The 25,974-nt window shown below is 66.5% G+C and carries 21 protein-coding genes; 13 read left to right on the top strand and 8 right to left on the bottom strand.

Annotation, left to right across the window (positions count from 1 at the left end):
- The first annotated feature begins 14 nt into the window (after positions 1-14).
- From ACIQF4_RS14595 to ACIQF4_RS14560, 8 genes are all read left to right on the top strand, one after another.
- Positions 15-1,301: an extracellular solute-binding protein gene (locus ACIQF4_RS14595; RefSeq protein WP_350003914.1), complete on the top strand. Its 1,287-nt coding sequence runs from the start codon at positions 15-17 to the stop codon at positions 1,299-1,301.
- Positions 1,302-1,354: 53 nt separating this feature from the next.
- Entirely contained in the window at positions 1,355-2,260 is a 906-nt protein-coding gene (locus ACIQF4_RS14590) for a sugar ABC transporter permease (protein WP_350003915.1), read from the top strand.
- Between the two features lie 4 nt (positions 2,261-2,264).
- Positions 2,265-3,080: a carbohydrate ABC transporter permease gene (locus ACIQF4_RS14585; RefSeq protein ID WP_066273968.1), complete on the top strand. Its 816-nt coding sequence runs from the start codon at positions 2,265-2,267 to the stop codon at positions 3,078-3,080.
- Between the two features lie 79 nt (positions 3,081-3,159).
- The gene (locus ACIQF4_RS14580; RefSeq protein ID WP_400516319.1) at positions 3,160-4,599 is read left to right on the top strand and encodes an NAD-dependent succinate-semialdehyde dehydrogenase; all 1,440 of its coding nucleotides are present in this window, start codon (positions 3,160-3,162) and stop codon (positions 4,597-4,599) included.
- Entirely contained in the window at positions 4,600-5,343 is a 744-nt protein-coding gene (locus ACIQF4_RS14575) for a sulfite exporter TauE/SafE family protein (RefSeq protein ID WP_400516320.1), read from the top strand.
- Between the two features lie 57 nt (positions 5,344-5,400).
- The gene (locus tag ACIQF4_RS14570) at positions 5,401-5,583 is read left to right on the top strand and encodes a hypothetical protein (RefSeq protein ID WP_350003918.1); all 183 of its coding nucleotides are present in this window, start codon (positions 5,401-5,403) and stop codon (positions 5,581-5,583) included.
- Between the two features lie 47 nt (positions 5,584-5,630).
- The gene (locus ACIQF4_RS14565) at positions 5,631-6,905 is read left to right on the top strand and encodes an AGE family epimerase/isomerase (RefSeq protein ID WP_400516321.1); all 1,275 of its coding nucleotides are present in this window, start codon (positions 5,631-5,633) and stop codon (positions 6,903-6,905) included.
- A 152-nt stretch (positions 6,906-7,057) separates the two neighbouring features.
- Positions 7,058-8,311, top strand: a complete 1,254-nt coding sequence (locus ACIQF4_RS14560) for an MFS transporter (RefSeq protein WP_400516322.1) — start codon at positions 7,058-7,060, stop codon at positions 8,309-8,311.
- On the opposite strand, the gene ACIQF4_RS14555 is transcribed toward ACIQF4_RS14560, so the two are convergent.
- Positions 8,308-9,291 (bottom strand): phosphotransferase, encoded by a 984-nt coding sequence (locus ACIQF4_RS14555; RefSeq protein WP_400516323.1) that lies wholly within the window; start codon positions 9,289-9,291, stop codon positions 8,308-8,310. The genes ACIQF4_RS14560 and ACIQF4_RS14555 overlap by 4 nt on opposite strands.
- Positions 9,292-9,374: 83 nt before the next feature.
- Between ACIQF4_RS14555 and ACIQF4_RS14550 the strand changes: the two genes are divergently transcribed.
- On the top strand, positions 9,375-10,127 hold the full coding sequence (locus ACIQF4_RS14550) for an ArsR/SmtB family transcription factor (protein WP_400516324.1): 753 nt from the start codon (positions 9,375-9,377) through the stop codon (positions 10,125-10,127).
- A gap of 14 nt (positions 10,128-10,141) precedes the next feature.
- Here the strand turns inward: ACIQF4_RS14550 and ACIQF4_RS14545 are convergent, their stop codons facing one another.
- From ACIQF4_RS14545 to fdhA, 3 genes are all read right to left on the bottom strand, one after another.
- On the bottom strand, positions 10,142-11,503 hold the full coding sequence (locus tag ACIQF4_RS14545; protein WP_400516325.1) for an MFS transporter: 1,362 nt from the start codon (positions 11,501-11,503) through the stop codon (positions 10,142-10,144).
- 160 nt (positions 11,504-11,663) lie between these two features.
- A complete protein-coding gene (locus ACIQF4_RS14540; RefSeq protein WP_400516326.1) occupies positions 11,664-12,014 on the bottom strand; it encodes a GNAT family N-acetyltransferase in 351 nt (116 codons plus the stop codon).
- 132 nt (positions 12,015-12,146) lie between these two features.
- The gene (fdhA, locus tag ACIQF4_RS14535; protein ID WP_231457053.1) at positions 12,147-13,364 is read right to left on the bottom strand and encodes a formaldehyde dehydrogenase, glutathione-independent; all 1,218 of its coding nucleotides are present in this window, start codon (positions 13,362-13,364) and stop codon (positions 12,147-12,149) included.
- Between the two features lie 324 nt (positions 13,365-13,688).
- Here fdhA and ACIQF4_RS14530 point away from each other — a divergent pair, with 324 nt between their 5' ends.
- Positions 13,689-14,018 carry a DUF6457 domain-containing protein gene (locus ACIQF4_RS14530; RefSeq protein ID WP_400516327.1) on the top strand — a complete coding sequence of 110 codons (330 nt, stop codon included), beginning with the start codon at positions 13,689-13,691 and terminating at the stop codon, positions 14,016-14,018.
- A 12-nt stretch (positions 14,019-14,030) separates the two neighbouring features.
- Here ACIQF4_RS14530 and ACIQF4_RS14525 read toward each other — a convergent pair whose 3' ends face one another.
- A complete protein-coding gene (locus ACIQF4_RS14525; RefSeq protein WP_400516328.1) occupies positions 14,031-16,358 on the bottom strand; it encodes an FdhF/YdeP family oxidoreductase in 2,328 nt (775 codons plus the stop codon).
- Positions 16,359-16,580: 222 nt separating this feature from the next.
- On the opposite strand from ACIQF4_RS14525, the gene ACIQF4_RS14520 reads away from it, so the two are divergent.
- The 3 genes from ACIQF4_RS14520 to ACIQF4_RS14510 all read left to right on the top strand — a co-directional run bounded on the left by ACIQF4_RS14520 (position 16,581) and on the right by ACIQF4_RS14510 (position 23,225).
- A complete protein-coding gene (locus tag ACIQF4_RS14520) occupies positions 16,581-18,254 on the top strand; it encodes a RecQ family ATP-dependent DNA helicase (RefSeq protein WP_400516329.1) in 1,674 nt (557 codons plus the stop codon).
- Positions 18,255-18,295: 41 nt separating this feature from the next.
- Positions 18,296-19,495 carry a TerC family protein gene (locus tag ACIQF4_RS14515; protein ID WP_350003929.1) on the top strand — a complete coding sequence of 400 codons (1,200 nt, stop codon included), beginning with the start codon at positions 18,296-18,298 and terminating at the stop codon, positions 19,493-19,495.
- 112 nt (positions 19,496-19,607) lie between these two features.
- The gene (locus tag ACIQF4_RS14510) at positions 19,608-23,225 is read left to right on the top strand and encodes a TM0106 family RecB-like putative nuclease (RefSeq protein ID WP_400516330.1); all 3,618 of its coding nucleotides are present in this window, start codon (positions 19,608-19,610) and stop codon (positions 23,223-23,225) included.
- Positions 23,226-23,238: 13 nt separating this feature from the next.
- Here the strand turns inward: ACIQF4_RS14510 and ACIQF4_RS14505 are convergent, their stop codons facing one another.
- The 3 genes from ACIQF4_RS14505 to ACIQF4_RS14495 form a co-directional block, all read right to left on the bottom strand.
- On the bottom strand, positions 23,239-23,598 hold the full coding sequence (locus ACIQF4_RS14505; protein ID WP_400516331.1) for an acylphosphatase: 360 nt from the start codon (positions 23,596-23,598) through the stop codon (positions 23,239-23,241).
- Between the two features lie 112 nt (positions 23,599-23,710).
- Positions 23,711-24,628 (bottom strand): glycosidase, encoded by a 918-nt coding sequence (locus tag ACIQF4_RS14500; RefSeq protein WP_400516332.1) that lies wholly within the window; start codon positions 24,626-24,628, stop codon positions 23,711-23,713.
- Between the two features lie 254 nt (positions 24,629-24,882).
- Positions 24,883-25,947 (bottom strand): adenosine deaminase, encoded by a 1,065-nt coding sequence (locus tag ACIQF4_RS14495; protein ID WP_400516333.1) that lies wholly within the window; start codon positions 25,945-25,947, stop codon positions 24,883-24,885.
- Positions 25,948-25,974 lie beyond the last annotated feature (27 nt).

The raw sequence follows: 25,974 nt of genomic DNA, 5'->3' as shown, positions 1-25,974 counted from the left end.
ACGAGGAGATTATTGTGAGTCAGATTTCACGCAGGCAGGCCATCGCACTCCTGGGGGCTATGGGCTTCGGCGCCACCGCGGCAGCATGCGCCGGTCCCGGTGGTTCCACGGCGCCCGGCGGTGCCACCGGCCCCGCCGCCCCCGCCACGGGGGATATCACGGGCAAGGTGTCCTTTGCGCACTGGCGCGGTGAGGACAAGGTGGTGTTCGACGAGCTGGTCAAGCGGTTTGCTGCACTGCACGACGGCGTTGAAGTGGCCCAGGACATCTCGACGTCCAACGACTACAACGCCCAGGCCCTGCAGAAGCTGCGCGGCGGCTCCATTGGCGACGCGTTTGCCACCTTCCGCGGGTCCCAGTTCAAGAACTTCACCGAGGCCGGGATCTACACCGAGCTCAAGGACAGCAAGGCCGTCTCGAACTACCAGGAAGGGCTGCTCTCCGCCGGAAAGTCCGGCGAGAGCCAGCTGGGACTGCCGTACCAGGTGGTGTTCCCCATGCCGATGGCCAACGTGGACCTGTTCGACAAGGCCGGCGCTGACCTCGCCCCCAAGGACTGGGACAGCTTCCTTGCCATGTGCGAGAAGCTGGCGTCCTCCGGCGTCATCCCCATTTCGTGGCCGGGCGGCGATGTTGGAAACGGCGGCCAGCTCTTCAACTGCATGATCGCCAACAACGGCCCTGTGGACGACATGTGCGCCCAAATAGAACAGGGCAAGCTCAAGGTCACGGATGACTGGTTCATCAAGATGCTGAACCAGTACAAGGACCTGGTCCCGTACCTGCAGCCCAACGCCACCGGCACCGCCGTGGAGCCGGCCCAGAACCTGTTCTCCCAGGGCCAGGCAGCCATGCTCGCCACGGGCTCGTACCACATTGCCGCCGTCCGCGGCCTGGGCGCCCAGTTCCCCATCGAGCTGGTGTTCCCCAACACCTCGGACGGCAACGCCAAGTATGAGGGCGTCTACAACGCAACCTTCATTCTGGGCGTCAACTCGGCCAGCAAGAACCAGGCCGCAGCGGCTGCCTGGATCGATTTCCTTTCCGAGCCGGAGAACGCCGCCTACTACGCCAACCAGACGGCGCAGCACGTGTCCGTGAAGGACGTGGACTACACCAACCCGGACCTGAAGCGCCTGAGTCCCTGGCTGGACAAGAACACAGCACTGGCCGCGCGGTTCCAGTTCCAGAACCTGGATGTCCGCAACGCCGTGGAAGCCAGCGCCACCGCCGTCATCTCGGGCACCAGCCCCGAGCAGGCAGCAGAGGCCGCCCAAAAGATTGTTGACGAACGGATATGAGCACCCACACCGGGCTGCCTGCGAAGCGGAAGGCACCAGGCAGCCCTCCAGACGTGAATGCCAACAAGGGGCGCCGCCGCTCCCCCACCCGGGTAAATCCGGCGCTCTACCTCTTCCCGCTTCCCGCCGTCGCGGTGATCGCCTTCTTCCTGGTGATGCCCACGCTGCAGGCCTTCCAGTACGCCATCACGGACTGGAACGGCTTCTCAGCCGCGTTCAACTACGTGGGGCTGGACAACTTCATGCGGGCCTTCACTAACGACTCGCTGTTCACGAACGCCCTCATGAACAACCTCAAGTTCGTGCTGCTGGTGGTGATCGCGCAGACGTTCTTCTCGCTGATCCTGGCGCTGCTGTTGACGAAGAATTCGCGCGGGAGCGTCTTGCTCCGCGCGCTGTTCTTCTTCCCCACCATCCTGTCCTCGGTGTCAGTGGCGTTCATCTGGAAGTTCATCTACGATCCCAACTTCGGCCTGGCCAATGCGGTGCTGGGCGGCGTGGGGCTGGAAGCACTCCAAAGCTCCTACCTTGGAAACGACGCCCAGGCGCTGTACTGGGTGGCCGTGACGCAGGTGTGGTTCCACGCCGGGCAGATGATGGTGGTCTACATCGCCGGCCTGCAGGCCATCCCGCGGGAACTCTACGAGGCAGCCGAAATGGACGGCGCCAACAAGTGGCAGCAGTTCAAATCCATCACCTGGCCCTTCGTGGCCCCGGCAACATCCATCGTGGTGGCGTACACCACCGTGCAGTCGTTCAAGGCCTTCGACCTGATCCTGGGCATCGCGGGCAACCCGCCCAAGCAGTCCCTGGACATCCTCTCCACCCGTATCTACAGCACCTTCGCCAACTCGGAGTTCGGCTACGCCGCCGCCCAGTCGATCATCTTCATGGCCATGATCGCCCTGGTCACCTGGCTCCAGCGCCGGCTGCTCCGCCTCACCCCGAAGGGGGAATGACAGCATGCTCTCGTCAATAACCCGCCGCGGAATCCTCGCGATCTACGCGGTCATCATCATCGTTCCGCTGACCGTGGTGGGGTTCGGCAGCTTCAAGTCCACGCAGGAACTGTTTGCCGGGCCGTTCAGCCTGCCGCAGTCCCTCTCCCCCGGCAACTACGCCGAGGTGATCGGCGGCCAGGACCTCGGTTCGTCCTTCATGAACAGCGTGATTGTCACCGCCATTTCCGTCCCGCTCACCCTGTTCCTTGCCAGCCTGGCCGGCTACGCCGTCTCCCGGCTCAAGGGGTTCATGTCCTGGGCCATCTTCGGCTTCCTGGTGCTGGGCATGGCCATCCCGGCGCAGGCCAACATGGTTCCGTTGTATGTCCTCTTTGGCCGTTTGGGGCTGCTGGACAGCCTGGCCGGGCTGGTGCTGGCGAACCTGGTGTCCACCCTGCCCATCGCCGTCTTTATCCTGGGCGGGTTCATGCGGACCCTGCCCAAGGAACTCTACGAAGCATCCTCGATTGACGGCACCGGCCCCTGGCGGACGTACGTCTCCATCGCCCTGCCGCTGTCCGCGCCGTCCATCGCCGCGGCTGCCATCTTCCTGTTCGTCATCCACTGGAACGAACTGCTGTACCCGCTGCTGTTCATCCAGTCCCCCGGCAACCGCACGCTGCCGCTGGCGCTGCTGAGCTTCCAGGGCGAGTTCCAGACCGACTACCCGCTGCTGTTCGCCGGCGTCATCCTGGCCTCCCTGCCCGTGGTGGTGGCCTACGTCTTCCTGCAGCGCTACTTCGTTGCCGGCATCACCGCCGGCGCCAGCAAGGGATGAGCATTACGACGGCGGCGGCGGCCTTCCGCTCCCGCCCCGCCGTCCCGGACCTCTCCCCGCCCTCCGAAAGGCATCATCCGTGAACCTCAAATCAGCCCAACACCTCGTCAACGGCACCTGGCACGCCACCGGCACCTCCAAGACCGTGACGGACCCCGGAAACGGCAGCACCGTCGGAGAGATCGCCTGGGGCACCGCCGCGGACGCCACCCAGGCAGCCGACGCAGCAGCGGACGCCTTCGGGTCCTGGTCCCGCACCACGGTGCGGAACCGCGCCGACCTGCTCCGCAACGCAGCCGACCTCCTTGCCGAACGCCGGGATGAACTCGCCCACACCCTGGCCCTCGAGGCCGGCAAGCGGCTCCCCGAAGCCCAGGGCGAGGTGGACTTCTCGGTGGAATACTTCCGTTGGTTCGCCGAGGAAGTACGGCGCACCACCGGCACCGTCAGCCCGCCCGAGTTGCAGGGCCGCCGCCACCTGAGCCTGCGGAAGCCCATCGGTGTGGCCCTCAGCCTCACCCCCTGGAACTTCCCGGTCTCCATCCAGGCCCGCAAACTCGCCGCGATGCTCGCCGCAGGCTGCACCGTGGTGGGCAGGGTCTCCGAAAAGGCGCCGCTGGCCGCCACCGGACTCTTCGAAGTGCTGCACGACGCCGGATTCCCGGCGGGCGTGGTCAATCTGGTCCACGGCCCCTCGCGGGAAATCACCGCGGCCCTGCTCAAGCACCCGGCCGTCCGGGCCGTCAGCTTCACCGGCTCCACCGGCGTGGGCAAGCAGATCATGGCATCCGCCTCGGACCGGGTGGTCCGGCCGCTGCTGGAACTGGGCGGCAATGCGCCGTTCATCGTCTTCGAGGATGCCGACCTGGATGCGGCCGTCGAGGGCGCAGTGCTGGGCCGGCTGCGCAACACGGGCCAGTCCTGCGTGGCGGCCAACCGGTTCCTGGTCCAGGACAGCATCGCCGGGGAGTTCGCCGCCAGGCTGGCTGCGCGGTTTGACGCGATGAGCATCGGCCACGGCGTTCCCGACGACGGCACTCCCGTCCCGGACCTGGGCCCCGTGATCGACGCCGAGCGGGTGTCCGCCGTGCAGGCGCTGGTGGACGACGCCCTGGAACGCGGCGCCCGCCGCGTCACGCAGCGGACCGACGTGCCCGGCCACGGCTCCTTCCTGGCTCCCACGCTCCTGGCGGACGTTCCGGACGACGCACCCCTGGTGACCGAAGAAGTGTTCGGTCCGGCAGCCGGCGTCGTGACTTTCTCCTCGGAGGAGGACGCCATCCGGAAGGCCAACGCCACCGAGATGGGCCTGGCCGCATACGTCTGGAGCAGCAGCCCAAAGCGCGGCTGGGAGATTCCGGAGCAGCTCGAGGCCGGCATCGTGGGCGTCAACGATCCCCTGCCGTCCGTGGCTTTCGCGCCCATGGGCGGTGCCAAGCAGTCAGGCCTGGGCCGGGAAGGCGCAAGCCTGGGCCTGGAGGAGTTCGAGGAGGTCCAATACGTGGCCTGGCGGCCCTAAATGCTGACCACCGGGCTGGTGCTGGGAGCCGTCGTCATGGGAGCAGGGATGCAGCGCATCACCGGCATGGGCTTCGCCCTGGTGGCCGCCCCCTTCCTGGTCCTGCTCCTGGGCCCGGTGGAGGGGGTGGTGCTGGTGAACGTCTGCGGCGCCGTGACTGCCGGAGCCATCATCTTCCGGGTTGTCCGGGACATCGACTGGAAACGGTACGCGGCCCTCACGGCCTCGGCGGTGCTGGGAATCGTTCCGGCGGCCTTCCTGATCCGGCTCATCCCGCCTGCAGTCCTGGAGATTTCCATCGGGGTGATCCTTGCCGTCGGGCTGACCGTCCTGCTGGCCCTGAAATCCGCCACCTTGCCGGCCCGGCGCCGCTACCTCTTTACCGCGGGCGGCCTCAGCGGCTTCATGAACACCGCGGCCGGCGTCGGCGGACCCGCCGTGAGCATGTACTCCATCGCCACCCGGTGGCAGCACAAGTCCTTCGCAGCCACCATGCAGCCATATTTTTTCACCATCGGCGCGCTTTCCCTGGCCTCCAAAGCCCTGACGGCTCCCGCGACATTTCCCTCACTTCCCGCTGCGATGTGGGCGGCGGTTGCCGCAGCCTGCCTGGTGGGGCTGGTGCTGGGCGACGTCGCTGCCCGTTTTGTCCCTGCCCGCGCCGCCCAGATCCTGCTGATCGTCCTTGCCTACCTTGGCGCGGCAGCCACCATTGTCCGCGGCGTGCTCGACACTGTCGGGTAACAACCGTCGGGTAACAGATGCATGTATCCAACCAACACCACTAACGAAAGGGCGGCCATGACTGCCATCTCCCCGCACAAGAGCCCCTTGCGCGTGTCCACCACCAGCGGCGAAACCATCTCGCTGACGATTGACCCGGGTGCACCGGTGAACATCCAGCTTGACGTCGGAAACGACTGCAGCTGTGGTGGCGCCCGGCGTGCCGGCGCCTACACAGATACCGACTTCGGCACCCGCTGACTGGACCGGCTCCAAACTTGCACCCCGTATCAGAAAGAGGAACTGACATGACGTGGCTGAACAGTGCCGCCCACGCACGATGGCTCGAGGCAGAAACCGACCGGCTGATCAATTTCGCCGCGGGGTCAAAGGTGCCCACGGGATTCGGCTGGCTGGACAACAACGGCAAGGTATTCACCGACAAGCCGACCCATCTGTGGATCACCGCCCGGATGGTCCACAGTTTCGCTGTCGCCGCGCTGATGGGGCGGCCGGGTGCCGCGACGCTCGTGGACCACGGCATCGCAGCGCTTAACGGGGCCTTCCACGACGATGAGTTTGGCGGCTGGTACGCCGAGATCGACGCGAACGGTCCGGTAAACGACACCAAGTCCGGCTACCAGCACTCCTTCGTGCTCCTCGCCGCCGCCAGTGCCGTTGCCGCAAACCGCCCGGGAGCCCGGGAACTGCTGGACGAGGCCCTGCGGGTAGCCGACACAAAATTCTGGGACCACAAAGCCAACATGTGCTTTGACTCCTGGAACCGGGAGTTCACCGAAACCGAGGCCTACCGTGGCGGCAACGCGAGCATGCACTCGGTCGAGGCGTACCTGATCGTCGCTGATGTGACCGGCGAGGACCGCTGGCTGGAACGGGCCCTCCACATTGCCGAGGTGCTCATCCACGAATTTGCGCGCAACAACAACTACCGGGTGTTCGAGCACTTCGACCCCGAGTGGACCCCGATGCCGGAGTACAACACCGATGACCGGGCCAGCCAGTTCCGGGCCTATGGCGGAACCCCGGGCCACTGGGTTGAGTGGGCCCGGCTGCTCCTCCACCTCCGTGCCGGGCTCGAAGCCCGCCGCCTGGATGTACCGGCCTGGCTGTTGGAAGACGCGCGCGGCCTGTTCGATGCTGCGATCCGCGACGCCTGGCAGCCGGACGGCCATCCCGGGTTTGTGTACACGGTGGACTGGGAGGGCAGGCCGGTGGTCACCACCCGCATCCGCTGGGTTCCCGCGGAGGCAATCGGCGGGGCCGCAGCCCTCTACATCGCCACCGGCGAGAAGAAATACGCGGACTGGTACGAGCGGATCTGGGACCACGCCCGCGACTGGTTCATCGACTACGAGCACGGCTCCTGGAAGCAGGAACTCGACGAGCACGGCAATGTCACCTCCACCGTATGGTCGGGCAAGGCGGACATCTACCACCTCTGGCACTGCCTGGTGGTACCGCGCCTTCCGCTGGCGCCGGGGCTTGCTCCAGCCGTCGCGGCAGGCCTGCTGGATTCACGGCTAAGCGCCATCACGGAGGTCAGGGAACCGGCCGCCCGCTGATTCCAGCGGTGCGGCACGGCACACCGTAAACGGCACCGGGGACGCGCCGGGAACGGCACGGAGCAGGGGGCGGGATCCTGTAAATTTAAGGGAGGAATTGTCCGGCCAGCGAGCCGCGTTCCACCCCTCCCCCTTGAATGGACCCCTCCCCCATGTCTTCCGCGAATTCCGCGCCGGCGCCTGCCCGTTTCCCCTACGCCGCGATGGTGGTCCTGGCCACCATCGCCTTTACCGCCATCACCACCGAACTGCTGCCGTCCGGGCTGCTGCCGCAGATCAGCGCGGGCCTGAATGTGTCCGAGCCGGTGGCCGGCTACCTGGCTGCGGCCTATGCCGCGGTGATTGTGGTTACGGTGGTTCCGGCTGCCCGGCTGCTGGGGAAGATACCGCGGCATGCGCTGCTGGTGGGGCTGGTCCTGACGTTCGCCGCCAGCAACGCCATGGTGGGACTGGCGCCTGACTTCACGTCCGCGATGATTGCCCGCCTGGTGGGCGGCCTGGCCCATGGGCTGCTGTGGACCACCATGGCCCCGTTCGTCACCAGGGTGGTTCCGGCGGACAAGGTGGGCAAGGCCCTGGCCATTGTCTTCAGCGGCAACAGCCTGGGCCTGGCCATCGGCGCGCCCGTGGGGACCGCGCTGGGCGGGTTCCTGGGCTGGCGGGCCGCGTTCATGGTGCTGGCCGGGTTCGGACTGGTCCTCACCGTGCTGGCGTTCTTCCTGCTCCCACGCGTACAAAAGATCTCCGACGCCGTCCGCCCGTCACTGCGCAAAGCCATCGCCCAGCCCGGGGTGAAGCCGGTCGCAATTGCCTGGCCGCTGCTGGTCCTGGCGCACTTCGCCCTGTTCACCTATATCGCTCCGTTTATCCGCGACGCCGGTTTCCCGGACTACGCCATCAGCCTCTCGCTCACCGTGCTGGGCGGCTCCGGGCTGCTGGGCATCTGGATCGCGGGCCTCACCGTGGATTCCCGGCCGCGGCGTTCCCTGCTGGTCACCACTGCGGCGATCGCCCTGTCCATGTTTTTCCTGCCCCTCGCCGTAGGCAACTTCACCGTGGCGTTGGTCCTCATGACCGTCTGGGGGGCGGGACTGGGGGCGATCGGCATCTACAACCAGTCCGCCATCCTGAGGGCCGGCGGCGAGTACCAGGAAGCAGCGAACGGCCTCACCGTGCTGACCATCCAGCTCGGCATCACGGTCGGTGCCTTGTATGGCTCAGCGGCATTGGTGGTGGGTGGTCCGATGCTGGTTCCCGTGGCCGCCGCGCTGCCGGTAGTGGCAGCCTGGATCATCACGCTGGCCGGCAAGAAGCATGCGTACCCACAGGGCCCGCGGGAGCGGATATGGCTGGAGCCGCGGCCCATCGCCAAGCCGTTCCCGGACAAAGTGGGCGGGCGCTCTTAAGGCACGACGGCGGCCGTCGCCAGGATGATGGTGCGCTCGCCTTTGTAGTGGCGGACCAGGGAGGCAGCCAGATCCGGGAGCCAGCCCGTGCCTGCGGGGTTCAGGTCCAGGACTGCCGGTGCTTCCAGGACGTGTTCCGCGGCGAAGGACGCACGGTGCAGGAGGAGCTGGTCCGGGCTGATGGCGCGGCCTGATCCGAGGCGGTAACCATCGAGGAACGCCGCGAGCAGTTCCGGATGCTGTGGCGATCCGGGACACGGGCCCAGGAGGTCGCGCACTGCGGAGGCAACGTCGGCAGGCGCAGGCATCACGCCGGATTCGTCCAGGTCAAAGCACACAGCCTGGCCTCCTGACCACCGCAGGTTGTCCAGTTCGAAATCGCCGTGCCCTAACACCAGGGGTTCCGGGTCCAAGCGCGCATACACTCCACGCAGGTGGCTAGCCGATGACGCAAGTTCAGCATCGCCCTGGCGCTCTGCATGAGCGGCCAGGGCGGCAAAGGCATCCGGGACCGCTTGGTCCGGGCGCGAAGCGGCAGACGAACCCACCTCCCCCGCTGTCCGGTGGAAAGCAGCCAGCGCCAGCCCCCAGGCACGTGCGTCCTCCGCCACGAGGTCATCTGCGTCCAGTTCCTCGCCTTCCACCCGATGCAGCACACACGCGGCCATGTCGCCTAACGGCGTGCTGACGCGTTCCACGACCGCGTCGGACCGGGACCTGACCACCCCGGCCACAGCGGCTCCGGCCGCCTTCAGTAGTTCGCCGAGTTCTGCCCCCTGCCGCAGCCGGCGCCCCGCCGTTCCGTCGTACGGCGCAAAGCGCGCGTACAGCACACCGCGGTCATCGCTTCGTGGTGGAACAACGAACACGTGTACCGAGGATGAGCGCCAGAACCGAAGTCCAGCGGGGTCGATATCCCAAAGCTCCCCCACGGCATCCGCCACGGGTGAGCGCCAGCCGTCGTCGACCGTCTTACGCATACTGGAAATTTGGCTCAGGGGCAGCACAAAAACATAGTGGCACACCCTTGATAGGTGACCATATAGTCACCTATCATGTGGTTATGGACGCAGTGTTCAAGGCACTCTCCGACCCCACCCGCCGGGACCTCCTCGATGAGCTGTTCCGCCAGGACGGGCAGTCCCTGAGCTCGCTTGGGGCCCGCTTCGACATGACTCGCTTCGGGATTGCCAAGCACCTCAAGGTCCTGGAGGAAGCGGGACTGGTGGTGGCCCGCCGTCGGGGGCGTGAAAAGCTGCATTTCCTGAACCCGGTGCCCATCAGGCTCGTCCACGACCGCTGGGTGAGCAAATATTCAGAACCATGGGCCGCTGGCCTCAGCGACCTCAAATCCAGATTGGAAAGTCCCATGGAAAAGATCTTCGAAATCTATATCAAGACCACGCCGGAACGGCTCTGGGAAGCCATTACGGACAGCGGGATCCGCAGCAAGTACCAGTTCGGGAACACCATCGACACGGACTGGACCCCAGGCAGCAGCTTCACCATGAACAACGTGAAGGCCGGCGCGCCGCTGGGCGAGGGCGAGAACCTGGAAGTTGATCCGCCCCGCCGGCTGGTCCAGACCATGCGCGCGCTGTGGGGCGAGGACGTCAAGACGGAGGGGACCTCGAAGGTCACGTGGGAGATCGAGCCCGTGGGCGATTCCTGCCGCCTGACCGTCACCCACAGCGACCTGCGGGAAGGAGCGAACGAGCAGCTCTACGGCGGCTGGCCCATGATCCTCTCCGGACTCAAGACCTGGCTGGAGACCGGGGAGAAGCTGACCACGCCGGGCTCGCTGATGTACACCTAGGCGCTCCTGCCCGGCTAGGGTGTCCGCTGCCTCCACAGCAGGCTCACGGCGAACGTCACCACGCACAGGACCAGCATCGCCAGGACCATCCGCGCCCAGCTTTCCTGGTCCACGCCGCCGCCCGCGAATACACCGATCATCACCGTGGCCGTGATCGCGCCGACATACCGGCAGGTTTGGTAGATCCCGGCAGCGACGCCGCGCTCCTGCGGCCGGATGGAAACGAACATGCCCTGGTTCGTGGCGATGCCCACGGTCCCGTACGGGATGCCCATCAGGGCAGTGAGCACCACCACCAGCGGGATCGCCAGGGTGCCGGTGAGCAGCCACATCAGGGCGGCGGCCGCGGCCAGGAGCACGACGCCGGCAATCAGCACGCGCCGCACGCCGAACCTTCCCATTGCCTTCACCGCCCAGGGGGTCGCCAGGACGGACATTCCCGCCAGGGGCAGCATCAGCAGGCCCACAATGCCCGGCTCGTAGCCGCCGGCTTCCTGCAGGAGCTGGGGCAGGCCGAAAAAGACGAAGTAATAGACGCTGCTGAACACTGCGAAGGCAAGGTAGATGAGCATCAGGGGCTTGTTACGGCCGAGGAGCCTCAGGTCCAGGAACGGCCGGGTGAACCGGAGCTCCCGCCAGGCAAACAACCCCGCGATCGCGGTTCCCGCGGCCAGCATCCACCAGCGGTAGCCCGGCACGACGTTCAGGGCGGCCATCATCACCAGCAGCAGCGCGGAGACAAAGCCCAGGATGCCGGGAAGGTCCGAATCCCGCAGCAGCTCGGCAACGCTGCCGCGTTCCCTGGCTTTGTCCGCCGGAGCAGCCTGCCGGACGATCAGCAGCGCGGCCAGCGCCAGCGGGACATTGACCAGGAACAACGCCTCCCAGCCCACAAAGCCCACCAGCAATCCGCCGATCACAGGTCCCACTGCCGCCGCCGACGTGTTGGCCATCTGGAGGCTGCCCAGCGGACGTGCCGGTTCCACGTTGGCCCGGTGCGCAATGGCACCCACCATCACCACAGCGCTGGGATAGGCGGTGGCCGTGCCCAGCGCCATCACCGCCCGGGCAACGCAGAGCAGCGCGAAGTTCGGGGCGAACGGCGCCAGCGCACAGGTGACCGCGACCAAACCCATGCCCAGCATGAACATCCGCCGCGGCCCGAACCTGTCGGCAAGCCTGCCCATCACCGGCTGGCCCGCGGCCGAGGCCAGGTAAAACGAGGTCACCACCCAGGTGACGGCCGCGACGTCGAGTCCAAAGTCCCCGCGGAGCACCACCAGGGCGACGGCGATCATCGAGGAGTTGAGGGGGTTCAGCGCCGTGCCCAGGCTGAGGCCGGCGACGGCCAGCGCAGTCCGGGGTTTGTTGCTCACGGAAACAGTCTTGCGCACGGGGCGCGGGAGGGCATCTGGCGACACGCAAAGTACATCTCGACGCCCAAGTCAGGAGGCGCGGCCTAAATCCGAGGGTCGAGAACTAACCTGCGAGTCGAAAACCAAGCTGCGTGGCAACAACGAATGAGCGCGTCGAATATCAGCGGGCGCGGCTGGCCAGGGCTCCGTTGAGGAACTCAAGGTGCGCGGGCTTCACGGCCACCGCATCGCCGGCGTATTCGGGGTGCTTGGCGAGGAACTTCTTGATGAAGGGGCAGACCGGGACAATGCCCACGCCTGCCTTGACCGTCTCGTCCAGTGCAACGGTGGCGAGCTGCCCTGCAAGGCCCTGCCCGCCGTATTCCTCGTTGATCACCGTGTGGTAGAAAATCCGCTCCGGCGAGGCGCCGCCGTCGTACGCCTTGTACGCCGCCTTGCCAATCACGTTGCCGGCGTCGAGGATCTCAAAGCGCTCGCGGCCGGGGTTGTGGCGGACAGTGATGTCACTCAAGGGAATCTCCTTCGATGCGGTGTGTCCTTCAGCCTAACCCCAGCCGAAGGGCATCTATTTCCGCACCGGTCCCTTACCGGACAGTACCGTCCGCCGCCCCGCTTCCGGCGGCGCCGCGTGACGCCGTCCGGCCTAGCTCAGGTAGCCGTTCGGGTTGAGGACGTACTTGGTGGCCGCGCCGGCGTCGAACTCCGCGTAGCCCTGCGGGGCCTCCTCAAGCGTGATCGCCTTGGCGTTCACGTTCTTGGCGATGTTCACCCTGTCGTTCAGGATGGCCATCATCAGCTGGCGGTTGTACTTCATCACCGGGCACTGGCCGGTGGTGAAGCTCAGCGACTTGGCCCAACCGGTACCCAGGCTCAGGCTGAGGGCACCCTTCTTGGCTGCCTCGTCAATGCCGCCCGGATCGCCCGTCACGTACAGCCCCGGAATGCCCAGCGCGCCGCCGGCAGCGGTGATGTCCATCAGCGAGTTCAGCACCGTGGCCGGGGCCTCTTCGGCGTCCTTGCCGTGGCCGTGGCCGCGCGCCTCAAAGCCCACCGCGTCCACGCCGCAGTCCACTTCCGGCACGCCAAGGATCTGCTCGATCTGCTCCGCCGGGCCTCCCTTGGTGAGGTCCACCGTTTCGCAACCGAAGCTGCGCGCCCGCGCCAGCCTGTCCTCGTTCAGGTCGCCCACAATCACGACGGCGGCGCCCAGCAGGTGCGCGCTGGTGGCCGCTGCCAGGCCCACGGGACCTGCGCCTGCCACGTAGACGGTGGAGCCCACTCCCACGCCGGCGCTGACGGCACCGTGGAATCCCGTGGGAAAGATGTCCGAAAGCATGGCCAGGTCAAGGATCTTCTCCATGGCCCGGTCCTTGTCCGGGAACTTCAGCAGGTTCCAGTCGGCGTACGGCACCAGCACATAGTTGGCCTGACCGCCCACCCAGCCGCCCATGTCCACGTACCCGTAGGCGCTGCCCGGGCGGTCCGGGTTCACGTTCAGGCAGATGCCGGTTTTGCGTTCCTTGCAGTTCCGGCAGCGGCCACAGGCAATGTTGAACGGGACTGAGCACAGGTCCCCCACCTTGATGAATTCAACGTCGCGGCCAACCTCCACCACTTCACCGGTGATCTCGTGCCCCAAAACCAGGTCCGGCGGTGCCGTGGTGCGGCCGCGCACCATGTGCTGGTCCGAGCCACAAATGTTGGTGGCCACTGTCTTCAGGATCACGCCATGGTTGACGGCGCGCCCAACATTTGCCGGGTTGACGCCCGGCCCGTCCTTGAGTTCGAACGTGGGGTAGTCGATATCAATCAGTTCGACTTTCCCGGGTCCCTTGTAGGCAACGGCTTTGTTCCCTGTCATCTTTTTCTCCTGTTATCCCACGTATCGCCCGGTAGGGCTGCCGTGATTCATGAGTGGTGATGCGCATCCCGCCGGACAGGCACCGTCCAGCATCTGGTAATGGCTGGGAATCAGTTGCCGGAGAGCTTCCTGGAGCGGGTGCGCCCAGTCTAAGCACGGGCAGCCCTCATATCTAGGGGTAGTAAGTCCGGCTGTCTACCTGTTTGTGGATTAGGGGTTACGCGGGGATCCCCCGGTACCGATGACTTCCGCTGCGAAGCCTTGTAGTCTCGGCACGGAGGACGATCCAATGTCCCGACAATGACGGAAGACCAAGGAGCGGACATGCCAGCCAACGAGGACGAAATGCAGATCCTGGACCAGTGGAGCAACCGGCTTGCGCAGGCGCTGCAGATCCTGGACCTGGAGGTGGACCACGACCTCCTCCTGGACCTGGCCCGCAAATCGGCCGATTCCGTAACGCATGCAGCGGCTCCGGTGACCACCTTCATGGTGGGGTATGCGGCAGGGCTGGAAGCAGGCACCGGCAGCGCCGGCACCAAGGAAGCGTCGACGGCGTCAGTTGCGAAAGCGGCGGACGTCGCCTTCCAGCTGTGCGAGGACGGGCAAGACGGCGGCCCGGCCAGCAAAGGCTGGGCGGACACGGCGCAGTAGGGATACAGCACCCTACCCTGCGGCTGTGGGCTCCTCCTCGAGCGCGGCAACGGGTTCGAGCCGGACAATTACCGCTTTGGAAACCGGCGTCTGGCTGCCCTCCGCCACACTCTCCAGCGGCACCAGGACGTTCGCTTCCGGATAGTAGGCGGCCGCGCATCCGCGTGCTGACGGGTAGGACACCAGGCGGTAGTTCCGCAGGACCCGCTCCACGTTGTCCGAATACACGCCGCGCACGTCCACGTGCTGCCCGTCTTCCAGCCCCAGCTCGGCCAGGTCCTCGGGGTTCACGAACACCACCTCGCGGCCCTTCTTGATGCCCCGGTAGCGATCGTTGTGGCCGTAAATGGTGGTGTTGAACTGGTCGTGCGAGCGCATGCTTTGCAGGATCAGGGTGCCGGCCGGGCGCTCCACATGCTCCAGTTCGTTGACCGTGAGCATGGCCTTGCCAGTGGGGGTGTTGAACGTTCGGGAATCGCGGGGACCGTTCGGCAGGACGAAGCCGCCTTCCTGCCGGATCTTACGGTTGTAGTCCTCGCAACCCACCACCACGTGGGAGATATGCTCGCGGATCAAGTCGTAGTCCTTCTGGAAGCCGGCCCAGTCAGCCGAAATCCTGTCCCCCAGCACCCGCTGCGCCAGCTGGCAGACAATCGCCACCTCGGAAAGCAGGCCCGGAGCCACCGGTTCAACGGTGCCGTGGGAGGCGTGCACGGCACAGACGGTGTCCTCCACCGAGACGAACTGGGGGCCGGACTCCTGCCGGTCGATCTCAGTGCGCCCCAGCGTGGGCAGGATCAGGGCCTCGGCCCCTGTCACGGCGTGGGACCGGTTCAGCTTCGTTGAGATCTGGACGGAGAGTTCCGTGCCGCCCATCGCCGCTTCGGCAGCCCGGGTGTCGGACATGGCGCCCACGAAGTTGCCGCCCATCGCGATGAAAACCTTGATCCCGCCGTCGCGCATTTGCCGGATGGTCTCCACCGCGTCCGCGCCATGCCCGCGGGGCGGCTCGAAGCTGAATTCCTTGCCCAGGGCATCCAGGAACGCCGGCGGCATCTGCTCCCAGATGCCCATGGTGCGGTCCCCCTGGACGTTGCTGTGCCCGCGGATGGGCGAGGCACCGGCGCCGGGCTTGCCGATGTTGCCGCGCAGCAGCAGCAGGTTGATGATCTCCTTGATGGTGGCCACACCCTTTTTCTGCTGGGTGATGCCCATGGCCCACGTGATGATGACCTTTTCGGCGCGGAGGTAGCGGTCGGCCAGCTCGTCGATCTCCCCGGCCTGCAGGCCGGTGGCCGCCAGGACGGATGCTTCGTCCAGTCCGGCCAGGTGTTCCCGGAGCTCCTCAAGCCCCTGGCAGTGTTCCTCGAGGAACTTATGGTCCAGCACGGTGCCCGGATTGGCTGCCTCGGCATCGAGGACCCGCTTGGACACCGCCTGCAGCAGCGCCATGTCCCCGCCGATCCGGATATGGAGGAACTGGTCCGCCAGATCCGTGCCCCGCCCAATGATGCCCTTGACCTTCTGTGGGTTCTTGTAGCGCATCAGGCCGGCCTCGGGCAGCGGGTTGACTGCCACAATGCTTGCGCCCGCTTCCTTGGCCTCCTCCAGGGCGGTGAGCATCCGGGGGTGGTTGGTGCCGGGGTTCTGGCCCATGATGATGATCAGGTCCGCCTTGGCGAAGTCGTCATAGGACACCGTGGCCTTGCCCACGCCGATGGTCTGGCCCATGCCCCAGCCGGAAGATTCGTGGCACATGTTGGAGCAGTCCGGCAGGTTGTTGGTGCCGTACCCGCGGATGAACAGCTGGTACAGGAACGCGGCCTCGTTCGAGGTGCGGCCGCTGGTGTAGAACGCCGCCTGGTCCGGGCTGGGCAGGGACGCCAGCTTGTCCGCGATGATGCCGAACGCCTGGTCCCAGCTGACGGGCCGGTAGTGGTCCTCCCCGGCGGGCTTGTACACCGGCTCCGTCAGGCGTCCCTGCATGCCCAGCCAGTACTCGGAGCGCTGCAGCAGCTCGCTGACGGGATGCTCCTGCCAGAAATCCGAGCCAATCACCACCGGGGTGGCCTCCCACGTCACGGCCTTGGCGCCGTTCTCGCAGAATTCGAACGTCTTGCGGTGCCCGGGGTCCGGCCACGCGCAGCTCATGCAGTCGAAACCGTCCTTCTGGTTCAGCGCCAGCAGGGTCTTCCTGGAGCGTTCCAGGCCCATGTGCTTCAGCGCCGGCTGCATGGAATGGTAGACGCCGGGCACCCCCGCGGCCCATGTCTTCGGGTGATCGCTGACTTCGATGTCAGATTCGTCGGCCTCTTCAACATCGGGATTCTTGCGCGTCACGGCTGGTTCTCCTTGCGTTCTGCAGGCGCGGCCACTTTCCGATGCTTCGGCGGGCCGGTTCCTTTCCCACACTTGTTCAGGGTGGCGGGGAAGTCAAGGAGGCAGCTCCCCTGCCGGGCGGGAACCATGGGCAACGGGCGACGGCGGCACGCGGCTGGCGTTAGGCTGTTTAAGTTGGCTGAAGCAAGCGGCCGCAGTAACCACTCTGTGCGGAGCGCCCCCATGTCCAACGCTCATGACCTCGCTGCCCTTGCGGCATCCTCCTTCTCCCTGGCCCACCTGCGGGACGGCCAACTGGCCGGGATGGCCGCCCTCGCCGACGGCCGCGACGTCCTGGCCGTCATGCCCACCGGCTACGGCAAGTCCGCGATCTACCAGGTCGCGGCCCAGCACCTGCACAACGCAACGGGACGTCCCGCCGTCGTGGTTTCACCGCTCATTGCGCTGCAGGAGGACCAGCTGGAGGGCCTCGACGGGGACCTGGGGCCGGGTGCGGCTGTGGCCGTCAACTCCTCCCGCAGCGATTCCGAGGTGGAGGCGGCATGGCAGGCGGTGGAAAACGGCACAGCCACGTTCCTGTTCCTGGCCCCGGAGCAGCTGGCCAAGCACAAGACCGTGGATCGCATCGCAGCCCTGGACATTTCCCTGTTCGTGGTGGACGAGGCCCACTGCGTCTCGTCCTGGGGCCACGATTTCCGCCCCGACTACCTGGGCCTGGGCCACGTCCGCGAGCAGCTCGGCAACCCTCCCGTAGCCGCCCTCACCGCCACCGCCTCGCCTCCGGTCCGGGACGAAATCGTGGAGCGGCTGCGCATGAAGGACCCGCTGGTCCTGGTCCGCGGGTTCGACCGGCCCAACATCGGCCTCGACGTCGTGCGCCACCACGAGGACAAGGACAAACGGAAGGCCGTGCTGAAGCAGGTTGCCGCCCTGGCCCGGGACGGGCAGGGGCTCCTCTACGCCGCCACCCGCAAGGACACCGAGAAGTACGCCGCCAAATTGTGCAAGGAGGGGCTGCGCGCGGAGGCGTACCACGCGGGCCGTTCCACGGCGGACCGGGAGCACATCCACGAACAGTTCCTGGACGACCAGCTCGACGTGGCGGTGGCCACCACCGCTTTCGGCATGGGAATCGACAAGCCCAACGTGCGCTTCGTGGTCCATGCGGATATCCCGGAGTCACTGGACGCCTACTACCAGGAGATCGGCCGGGCCGGGCGCGACGGGGAACCCGCGGCCGCCGTCCTCCACTACCGGTCAGAGGACCTGGGCCTGCGGAAGTTCTTCGCAACCCACTCCCCCGATCCGGAATCCCTCCTGGCGGTGCTGAAAGTGCTGAAAGCAGCGGACGGGCCCACGCCCAAGTCTTCGCTGCCTGAGCTGACGGGGCTTCCCGCCCGCCGGATCACCGGGCTGCTTAACCAGCTCGAGGAAACCGGAGCCGTCACCCTTGGCAAGCGCGGCGTCCGCCTGTCCTCCAAAGCCAAGCTGCCCACCCTGGTGCGGGGCGCCGTCGAACTCGCCGAAGCCCGGCAGCGCGTTGACCAGTCCCGGCTCACCATGATGCGCGCCTACGCCGAGACGGACGGCTGCCGGCGCCAGTTCCTGCTGGGCTATTTCGGTGAGGAACTGGCAAAGGCCTGCGGCAACTGCGACGCCTGCGCCGACGCCGCAAGGCACTACACCCGTGACGGGGCGGACGACGGCGGCACAGCACCGGGCGGCCGGGCCGCGGAGCCGTTCCCGCTCCAGTCCGCCGTGGTCCACAAGGAGTGGGGGCCGGGATTGGTGATGCGGCATGAGGATGACGTCATCACGGTCCTGTTCGAACAGGAGGGCTACAAAACCCTCTCGCGCGCCGCCGTCGTGGAACACGAACTCCTGAAGCCGGCATAGGTGGGTAGGCTTTAAGGAGACTCCGACGAAAGGCCCGCAGCGTGGAAGTACCTGCTTATGTTTGGACCCTGACTATTGCCGGGATCGTGGGCCTCCTGGCCTTCGACTTCTTCTTCCATGTGCGCAAGGCCCACACGCCCTCACTCAAGGAAGCTGCCCTCTGGTCCTCGATCTATGTGGGCATCGCGGTGCTCTTCGGACTGGGCGTGCTGCTGTTCGGCGGACCCACGATGGGTACCGAATACTTCGCCGGGTACATCACGGAGAAGGCACTGTCCGTGGACAACCTCTTCGTCTTCCTGATCATCATGGCCAGCTTCCGGGTGCCCCGCGCGGACCAGCAGAAGGTGCTGCTGTTCGGCATCGTCTTCTCCCTGATCGCCCGCACGGGCTTCATCCTCCTGGGTGCGGCACTGATCAACAGTTTCGCGTGGGTGTTCTACATCTTCGGGCTGATCCTGCTGATCACCGCCGGCAACCTGCTCAAACCGGGCAGCCACGACGACGACTCCGAAGGCCTGGTGGTGCGGCTCGCCAAGAAGTTCCTGCCGGCGTCGGAACACTACGACGGCGACAAGCTGTTCACCGTTGAAAACGGCAAGCGCGTCCTGACGCCCATGCTCCTGGTGATGGTGGCAATCGGCGGCACGGACATCCTGTTCGCACTGGACTCCATTCCGGCGATCTTCGGCCTGACCCAGAACGTCTTTATTGTCTTCACGGCCACGGCGTTCTCCCTGATGGGCCTGCGGCAGCTGTTCTTCCTGATCGACGGGCTGCTGGACCGGCTGATCTTCCTGTCCTACGGCCTGGCCGTCATCCTGGGTTTCATCGGGGTGAAGCTCATCCTGCACGCCCTGCACGAGAACACCCTCCCGTTCATCAACGACGGCGAGCACGTCAGCGTGGTGGAGGTCAGCACGGGCGTTTCGCTGAGCGTGATCCTCGGCGTCCTGGTGATCACGGTCCTGGCGTCCATCTTCAGCCCCAAGGGCAAAGCCAAGAACGCTGTCTCCGGCGCCCGGCGGCACGCCGTGGAGTACCTGGACCTCAACTACGAGACGGACATGAACGAGCGGGACAAGATCTTCGCTGCCATGTGCCGCGAGGAGAACGAGATCCGCAAGCTTCCGGAGAAGTACAAGCGCCTCGTCCGCAACGAGACCGAGTTCCTGGACCTGCTGCGGAAGGCCCACGCCGAGCACGACAAAGCCCAGGTGCGGGCGGCCGCCGAGAACTAGAACAGTGATTGTCACCCCCTCTTGCTACGTTTGGATCAGGGCCGGGGAACAGTCTCCGGTTCTGGCAATAACAGCCTGAGGATGACAGCCCGGCTGTCGATGGGGAGGCCCCGTGTTCTTGCTCGAAGCCGCAGCGGCCGGCGCGCCGCCGGACCTGGTGTTTTCCGCCAGCGACCTTGTTGCCGCCAGCGAGTGTGAGTACCGGACGCTTCGGGTACTGGACGAGAAGCTGGGCCGCTCCCCCAAGGCCGAGTTCCCCGCCGACGAGATGCAGGTGCGCGCCGGCGAACTGGGCGACCACCACGAGCAGACCGTCCTGGCCAGCCTGATTGGCAAATACGGTGAGTGGGATGCCAGCCGCGGCGCCGGCGTCTACTCCCTGGAACGTGGCCAGAACCTGCGCGGGGACCTGCAGGCCAAGAACGCGGAAACCGAGCTTGCCCTGCGGTCCGGGGCGGACGTGGTGTTCCAGGCCACCTTCTTTGACGGGGAGTTCCTGGGCTATGCGGACTTCCTGGTCAACGAGGCCGCAGGCACGGGCAACCCCGGCCGGTACGAGGTCTGGGACACCAAGCTTGCCCGCCACGCGAAGGTGGGCGCCCTCCTGCAGCTTGCGGCCTACGGCGACCAGCTGCTCGGGATGGGGCTGGAGCCCTCTCCGGTGGTCACCCTGGTGCTGGGGACCCGCGTGGGTGAAGACTGGCTCCGCAGCAGCCATTCCCTGCCCGATCTGTTGCCGGCGTTCCGGGAACGGCGGCGGCGCTTCCGCGAGCTCACTGCGCAGCACCGGGCAGGGAACGCCACTGTGCAGTGGCAGCAACAAGGGGTGGTCCACTGCGGCCGGTGCGACTACTGCGCCGAGCAGGTGCAGGTGCACCGGGACCTGCTGATGGTGGCGGGGATGTCCGTGGTGCAGCGGAAGAAGCTCCATGCGGCGGGCATCACCACCATCGATGAACTGGCGGCCATGCCTGCCGGGGACGCCAGGAATTCCGTGGTCCGGCTGCGGGCCCAGGCGCGGATGCAGCTGGGCCTGGACGCCGTGGCGGGGTCCCGGACGTTCACCAAGGACGGGGCGCCCCACACCGTCTCGTTCACCGTCCTCCCGGAAAACACCATCGGGTTGCTCCCACCGCCCAGCCCCGGGGACATCTTCTTCGACTTCGAGGGTGATCCCCTCTGGCAGGATCCGGCCACCGGCGCCTGGGGCATCGAGTACCTGTTCGGCGTTGTTGAGGCGCCGGTTCCGGACCATCACGGCGATCCCGTGTTCCGCCCGTTCTGGGCGCACTCCCGGGCCGAGGAACGCCGCGCCTTCCTGGACTTCCTCGCGTACGTGGAAGAACGCCGCGCCCGTTATCCGGACATGCATGTCTACCACTACGCCGCCTACGAAAAAACGGCCCTCCGGAACCTCTCCCTGGCGCACCAGGCCGGGGAAGACACGGTGGACGCATGGCTGCGGGAAGGGCTGCTGGTGGATCTCTATGCCACCGTCCGGCAGTCACTGCGCATCTCGGAGGCGTCCTACTCGATCAAGAAACTCGAACCGCTGTACATGGGCAGCAACCTGCGCTCCGGTGAGGTCAAAGACGCCGGAGCATCCGTTGTTGCGTACGCCGCCTACTGTGCAGCCAGGGACGCGGGGCGCTCAGCCGAAGCAGGGAAGGTCCTGGCATCCATCTCCGACTACAACCAGTACGACTGCCTGTCCACGCTCAAGCTCCGGGACTGGCTGCTGGACGTGGCGGGGCAGCCCGGCGGGGCACAAGCTGATCGTGCCGCTTCCGCCGGCCAACCGCCCCAGGGAGCATCCCCGGAGCGCGCGGCGGCCGCGGAGGAGACGCCTGAGGAAACCAGGCTGCGCGAATTCCTGGCGGGACTGCCCGAGGACCTGGCCTGGAGTGAAGACCAACGCGCAATCGCCATGGTTGCCGCCGCCACGGGCTACCACCGCCGCGAACGCAAGCAGTTCTGGTGGCAGCACTTCGACCGCGTGGAGGCACCGGTGGAAAACTGGGCGGACCAGCGCAACGTGTTCCTGGTGTCCTCGGCGGAGGTGGCCTCGGACTGGGCGCTTGCCAAGCCCCGGGAACGGATGCGGACCCGGACCCTCCGGCTCCGCGGCACCATGACGGAGGGCTCGGACTTCCGCGCGGACTCCACCTGGTGCCGGCTCTACGACGCCTCGCCACCTGACGGCATGGCTGCCCAGGATGCTGCCCCCGGTGCGCGGGCTTTCTCCTTTGGGACGAAAATCAGCGGCGTTGCTCCCGCGCCCGACAACCCGGAGCACACCATCATCACGGTTGCCGAGCGGGAGACCGGGAAGGTGGCCGCCTACCCGCACCTTCCCGTCGCCCTCACCGAGGACCAGCCGCTGGCCACCACCAGCATCGAGGCTGCCATCGCCGAGCTTGCCCGCACGGTGGGCGCCTCCCTTCCGTCACTGCCGGCCCATCCCGGCCTGGACATCCTGCGGAAACGGGCCCCGCAGTTCCACAGCCTTCCCGGCCCGGCAGGGGTGCGCCATGACACCTCGGGCGCTCCGGACTACGCTGCAGCCATCACGGCATCGCTTCGGGACCTTGGCCACTCCTACCTGGCAGTCCAGGGCCCTCCGGGAACAGGAAAGACGTTCGTGGGGGCCCACGTCATCGGCCACCTCGTGGCTGACGGCTGGAAGATCGGCGTGGTGGGCCAGTCGCACAACGTGGTGGAAAACCTGCTCTGCCGTGCCATCGCCACCGGCGGCGTCTCCCCCACGGTTGTGGCGAAGAAGCTGGCTGCGCCGCACGATGTCCCCTGGACCCAGACGGCCGACGGCGACGTCGCCCGGCTGCTCGCCTCCCCCGGCGGCTGCCTGGTGGGCGGAACGGCGTGGACCATGACGGGCAAGGAAGTCCCGGCGGGCTCGCTGGACCTCCTGGTGATCGACGAGGCGGGCCAGTTCTCGCTGGCCAACACCCTTGCGGTTTCGCGCGCGGCCAAGCGGCTCCTCCTGCTGGGCGATCCTCAGCAGCTTCCGCAGGTCAGCCAAGGGGCCCACCCGGAGCCGGTGGATGAATCGGCGCTGGGCTGGCTGGCTGCGGGGCACGCCACCCTGCCTGCCAGCCTGGGCTACTTCCTGGCGGACAGCTGGCGGATGCATCCGGACCTGTGCCGGGCGGTGTCACGGCTCAGCTACGAGGGAAAGCTGCAGTCCGCGCCGGCGGCGTCGCTGCGCAACCTCGAGGAGCTGCCGCCCGGCGTCGAGACAGTGTTCGTAGAGCACGCCGGCAACACCACAGCATCCCCGGAGGAGGCCGCTGAAGTGGTGCGGCAGGCACGGCGGCATCTGGGCCTGAAATGGAAGCCCGGCGCCGAGGATGAGTTCCGGCCCCTCGGCCAGCAGGACCTGCTGGTGGTGGCCGCGTACAACGCCCAGGTCCACCTGGTGCGCAGGGCGTTGGAGGAAGCCGGTTTGCCGGAGGTCCGGGTGGGGACGGTGGACAAGTTCCAGGGGCAGGAAGCGCCGGTGGTGCTCGTGTCCATGGCCTGCTCTGCCGTAGCCGAGGCGCCTCGGGGAGCGGAGTTCCTGCTGAACAGGAACCGGATCAATGTTGCTGTCTCACGGGGGCAGTGGCGGGCAGTGATCATCCGCTCCCCCGAGCTCACCAGCTATATGCCGCACCGGCCCGCAGCGCTGGAGGAGCTGGGTGCGTTCCTGGGCCTGAGCCCGCGCGGCTGACGGGAGATGCCGGTCAGCGGGCCCTGAAACCGCGGAAGTTGCCGCGCGCGGCGGAGAACGAATCCTCAACACGCTCCACCCGGCCGGGGGTGTTCGGGGAACTGAGCCAGTGAAGAAGTGCCCGGACCTGACGCTCGGGGCCCTCGGCAATCACGGCCACCGAACCGTCGCTGAGATTCTCCACTTCGCCGGCCAGGCCCAGGTCCTCGGCCTTGCCCATGGTCCGGAACCGGAAGCCCACTCCCTGAACCATGCCGAAAACGCGCGCCTCCAGCCGGACCGCATCCGTGTCAGCTGGATCTGTCGCGCGGGACGAAGCCGCACCGTTGGAAGGGTCGGGCACCCCGGATGACGAACCTGCGTGCCTGGCCAAGGTGCCTCCCCTCCTGTCAGCGCCGCCCCTGCCCAACCAGGTAGCAGCAAGTGTCGCTTTGAGCCTCCAGAACGACATTAACTGCTACCTGGTTGGGCGGGAGGGCAACCCGTTAGTTGATGGTGATGTCGCGGGTGCTGTGGTTGTAGCGGATGGTCACGGTGCCGCCGGCGTGGTGCAGTTCGTGGTTGGGGCCGTCGAACGTGCCGTAAGCGCCGTAGTTCTCATCCCAGGAGCGGTTGATGGCGATCTTGAAGGTGTAGAAACCGGCAGGCAGTTCGGCGCTCTTCTTCCAGATCTGGTCCAGGAAGTCGAACTCCATCTGCGCTTCGTCGTACTGCGGCGCCCAGTTCTCCGGAGCGCCCAGGAAGGTATTGAAGTCGCCAGCAACAGCCACAGCTTCGGGCTGCGGGTGCGTCTCGACGTCCGCGTCCTCAAACGCCTCCGGCGCTGCGGGTGCGGCAACTGCCTCGGTCTTGGACGGTGCCTTGTCCTTGCGGACAGCCTTCACAACCGGTTCGACGGCGTCCTCGATCACCTTGGCTGCCCTGCCAACGGCGGCGGCGGCCTTCTTGGCAGGCGTCTTTTTGGTGGCCTTTTTGGGTTCCGTGGCGGCAGCTGCCGTTGCGGGAACCGCGGTGGTCTTCCGGACGAAGCCCTCTGGAGCAGTGGGAACCTGGACGTCGGCAGGGATGGGCGTGCCGGCGTCGAGCGCGCTGGCGAAGGAAACCGCATCCGGGAAGGCGACCGTGGCACGCATGCCTTCGTCGGTGATGGTCCAGCCGGAGCGGCCCTTGACCAGCCAGCCGGCCTTGACCAACTTTGCCGTGGCGGAGGTGAGCGTCTTGTGGCCGCGGGGAATGCCGCCGCTGAGCAGCTCGGCCTCGTGCTCGTTGAACGGCACCCGGGCCGTTGCCTCGGCGAGGACCTGGCCCGCGTTCAGCGCATCGCCTGACCACACACCTTCGGTCAGGACATCCAGTACGGTCTTGAGTCGAAGGAAGGTGTTTTCTGCGGTGGACTTGGCCATGATTCCCCTTTATAAAAGCGATCGGTCTTAGGCATCTTGCCAACTGCCCGTTAAATCGCGCGACTTGAAATGGTTAACACTGCGTGTCGTGACCGACTGTTAAGCGGACGTCCCAACAAGTGAGGCTGAGGTCTCGGGAAACGGGCTGGCTGCACAACCCTTGAGCGCTGACATGGGTGCCGCACTGCACTTCCCAGACACGCCTGCGGCACCCAGTTTAGCCGCATGACGCGGCTGTTGTTGCCTCAGACACGTTACGGGTGCACGGCCTCCCCGCGGTTCAGTTCGTCCAGCAGCTCCGCCTTACGCTCCTCGGAAGCGAAGGACGAGTGGATGGAGTTGGCGGCGAGCCTGGCCTTGTCGAAGTCCGAGAGCTCAAAGACCGCGCCCAGCTGGGCAAAATTGTCATCCACGTAGCCGCCAAAGTAGGCCGGATCATCGGAGTTCACGGACACGTTCAGGCCGGCTGCCAGCATGGCGGGCAGGGGATGGTCTGCCAGGGTGTCCACGGCGCGCAGACGGACGTTGGAGAGCGGGCACACCGTCAGCGGGATACGCGCATCCACCAGGCGCTCCACCAGGTCCGGATCATCCATGCAGCGGATGCCGTGGTCGATCCGTTCCACGCCAAGGATGTCCAGGGCTTCGATGATGTACGACGCCGGGCCCTCCTCCCCTGCGTGGGCGGTCAGCCGCAGGCCGGCTTCGCGGGCTTTCGCGTAGAGCCGCTCGAACTTGGACGGCGGGTTTCCCACCTCGGCGGAGTCCAGGCCGACGGCGGCGATCGGGGCGTTCATGGCCAGCAGGCCGTCCAGGACGTCCAGGGCGGATTCTTCGCTGAGGTCGCGAAGGAAGGCCGCGATCAGCAGCGTTGAGATCCCGAAGTCTTCCTGGGACGTCGCCAGGACGGATGCAACGCCGTTGACGCACGTTTCCAGCGGGATGCCGCGGGAGAGGTGGGCCTGCGGGTCCATCATGATCTCGGCATGCCGCACTCCTGCGGCGGCGGCCCGTTCAAGGTAGGCGCGGGTCATGTCCGCGAAGTCCTGCTCCGTCTGCAGCACGGCCATGTTGGCGTAGTAGAGGTCGAGGAAGGACTGCAGGTCCGTGAACTCATACCTTTCCCGGAGCTCGTCCAGGCCTGCATACGGGAGGGCGATGCCGTTCCGCTCCGCGAGCGCGAAGATCAGCTCCGGCTGGAGGGTTCCCTCAATGTGCAGGTGCAGCTCCGCCACCGGAAGGATTTTGGCGGGGACGTCCAGCTCTGCTGCGTCCAGTTCTGTCTCGGGCACGGCAGTGCCGCCGGCAAAGTTATCCATCGGGTCAGGATAATGCCCAGCGCCGTA

Origin of the sequence: Pseudarthrobacter sp. NPDC092202, from assembly GCF_044755505.1 — a bacterium.
GTDB lineage: Bacteria > Actinomycetota > Actinomycetes > Actinomycetales > Micrococcaceae > Arthrobacter.
Note: the sequence above shows the minus strand (reverse complement) of the source record. Positions and strands in the feature narration are given on the sequence as shown.

Coding starts and splice junctions, on each gene's coding strand:
- ACIQF4_RS14585 (WP_066273968.1), top strand. CDS start 2,265: ATGCTCTCGTCAATAACCCGCCGCGGAATCCTCGCGATCTACGCGGTC.
- ACIQF4_RS14575 (WP_400516320.1), top strand. CDS start 4,600: ATGCTGACCACCGGGCTGGTGCTGGGAGCCGTCGTCATGGGAGCAGGG.
- ACIQF4_RS14570 (WP_350003918.1), top strand. CDS start 5,401: ATGACTGCCATCTCCCCGCACAAGAGCCCCTTGCGCGTGTCCACCACC.
- ACIQF4_RS14565 (WP_400516321.1), top strand. CDS start 5,631: ATGACGTGGCTGAACAGTGCCGCCCACGCACGATGGCTCGAGGCAGAA.
- ACIQF4_RS14560 (WP_400516322.1), top strand. CDS start 7,058: ATGTCTTCCGCGAATTCCGCGCCGGCGCCTGCCCGTTTCCCCTACGCC.
- ACIQF4_RS14555 (WP_400516323.1), bottom strand. CDS start 9,291: ATGCGTAAGACGGTCGACGACGGCTGGCGCTCACCCGTGGCGGATGCC.
- ACIQF4_RS14550 (WP_400516324.1), top strand. CDS start 9,375: ATGGACGCAGTGTTCAAGGCACTCTCCGACCCCACCCGCCGGGACCTC.
- fdhA (WP_231457053.1), bottom strand. CDS start 13,364: ATGACAGGGAACAAAGCCGTTGCCTACAAGGGACCCGGGAAAGTCGAA.
- ACIQF4_RS14530 (WP_400516327.1), top strand. CDS start 13,689: ATGCCAGCCAACGAGGACGAAATGCAGATCCTGGACCAGTGGAGCAAC.
- ACIQF4_RS14520 (WP_400516329.1), top strand. CDS start 16,581: ATGTCCAACGCTCATGACCTCGCTGCCCTTGCGGCATCCTCCTTCTCC.
- ACIQF4_RS14500 (WP_400516332.1), bottom strand. CDS start 24,628: ATGGCCAAGTCCACCGCAGAAAACACCTTCCTTCGACTCAAGACCGTA.
- ACIQF4_RS14495 (WP_400516333.1), bottom strand. CDS start 25,947: ATGGATAACTTTGCCGGCGGCACTGCCGTGCCCGAGACAGAACTGGAC.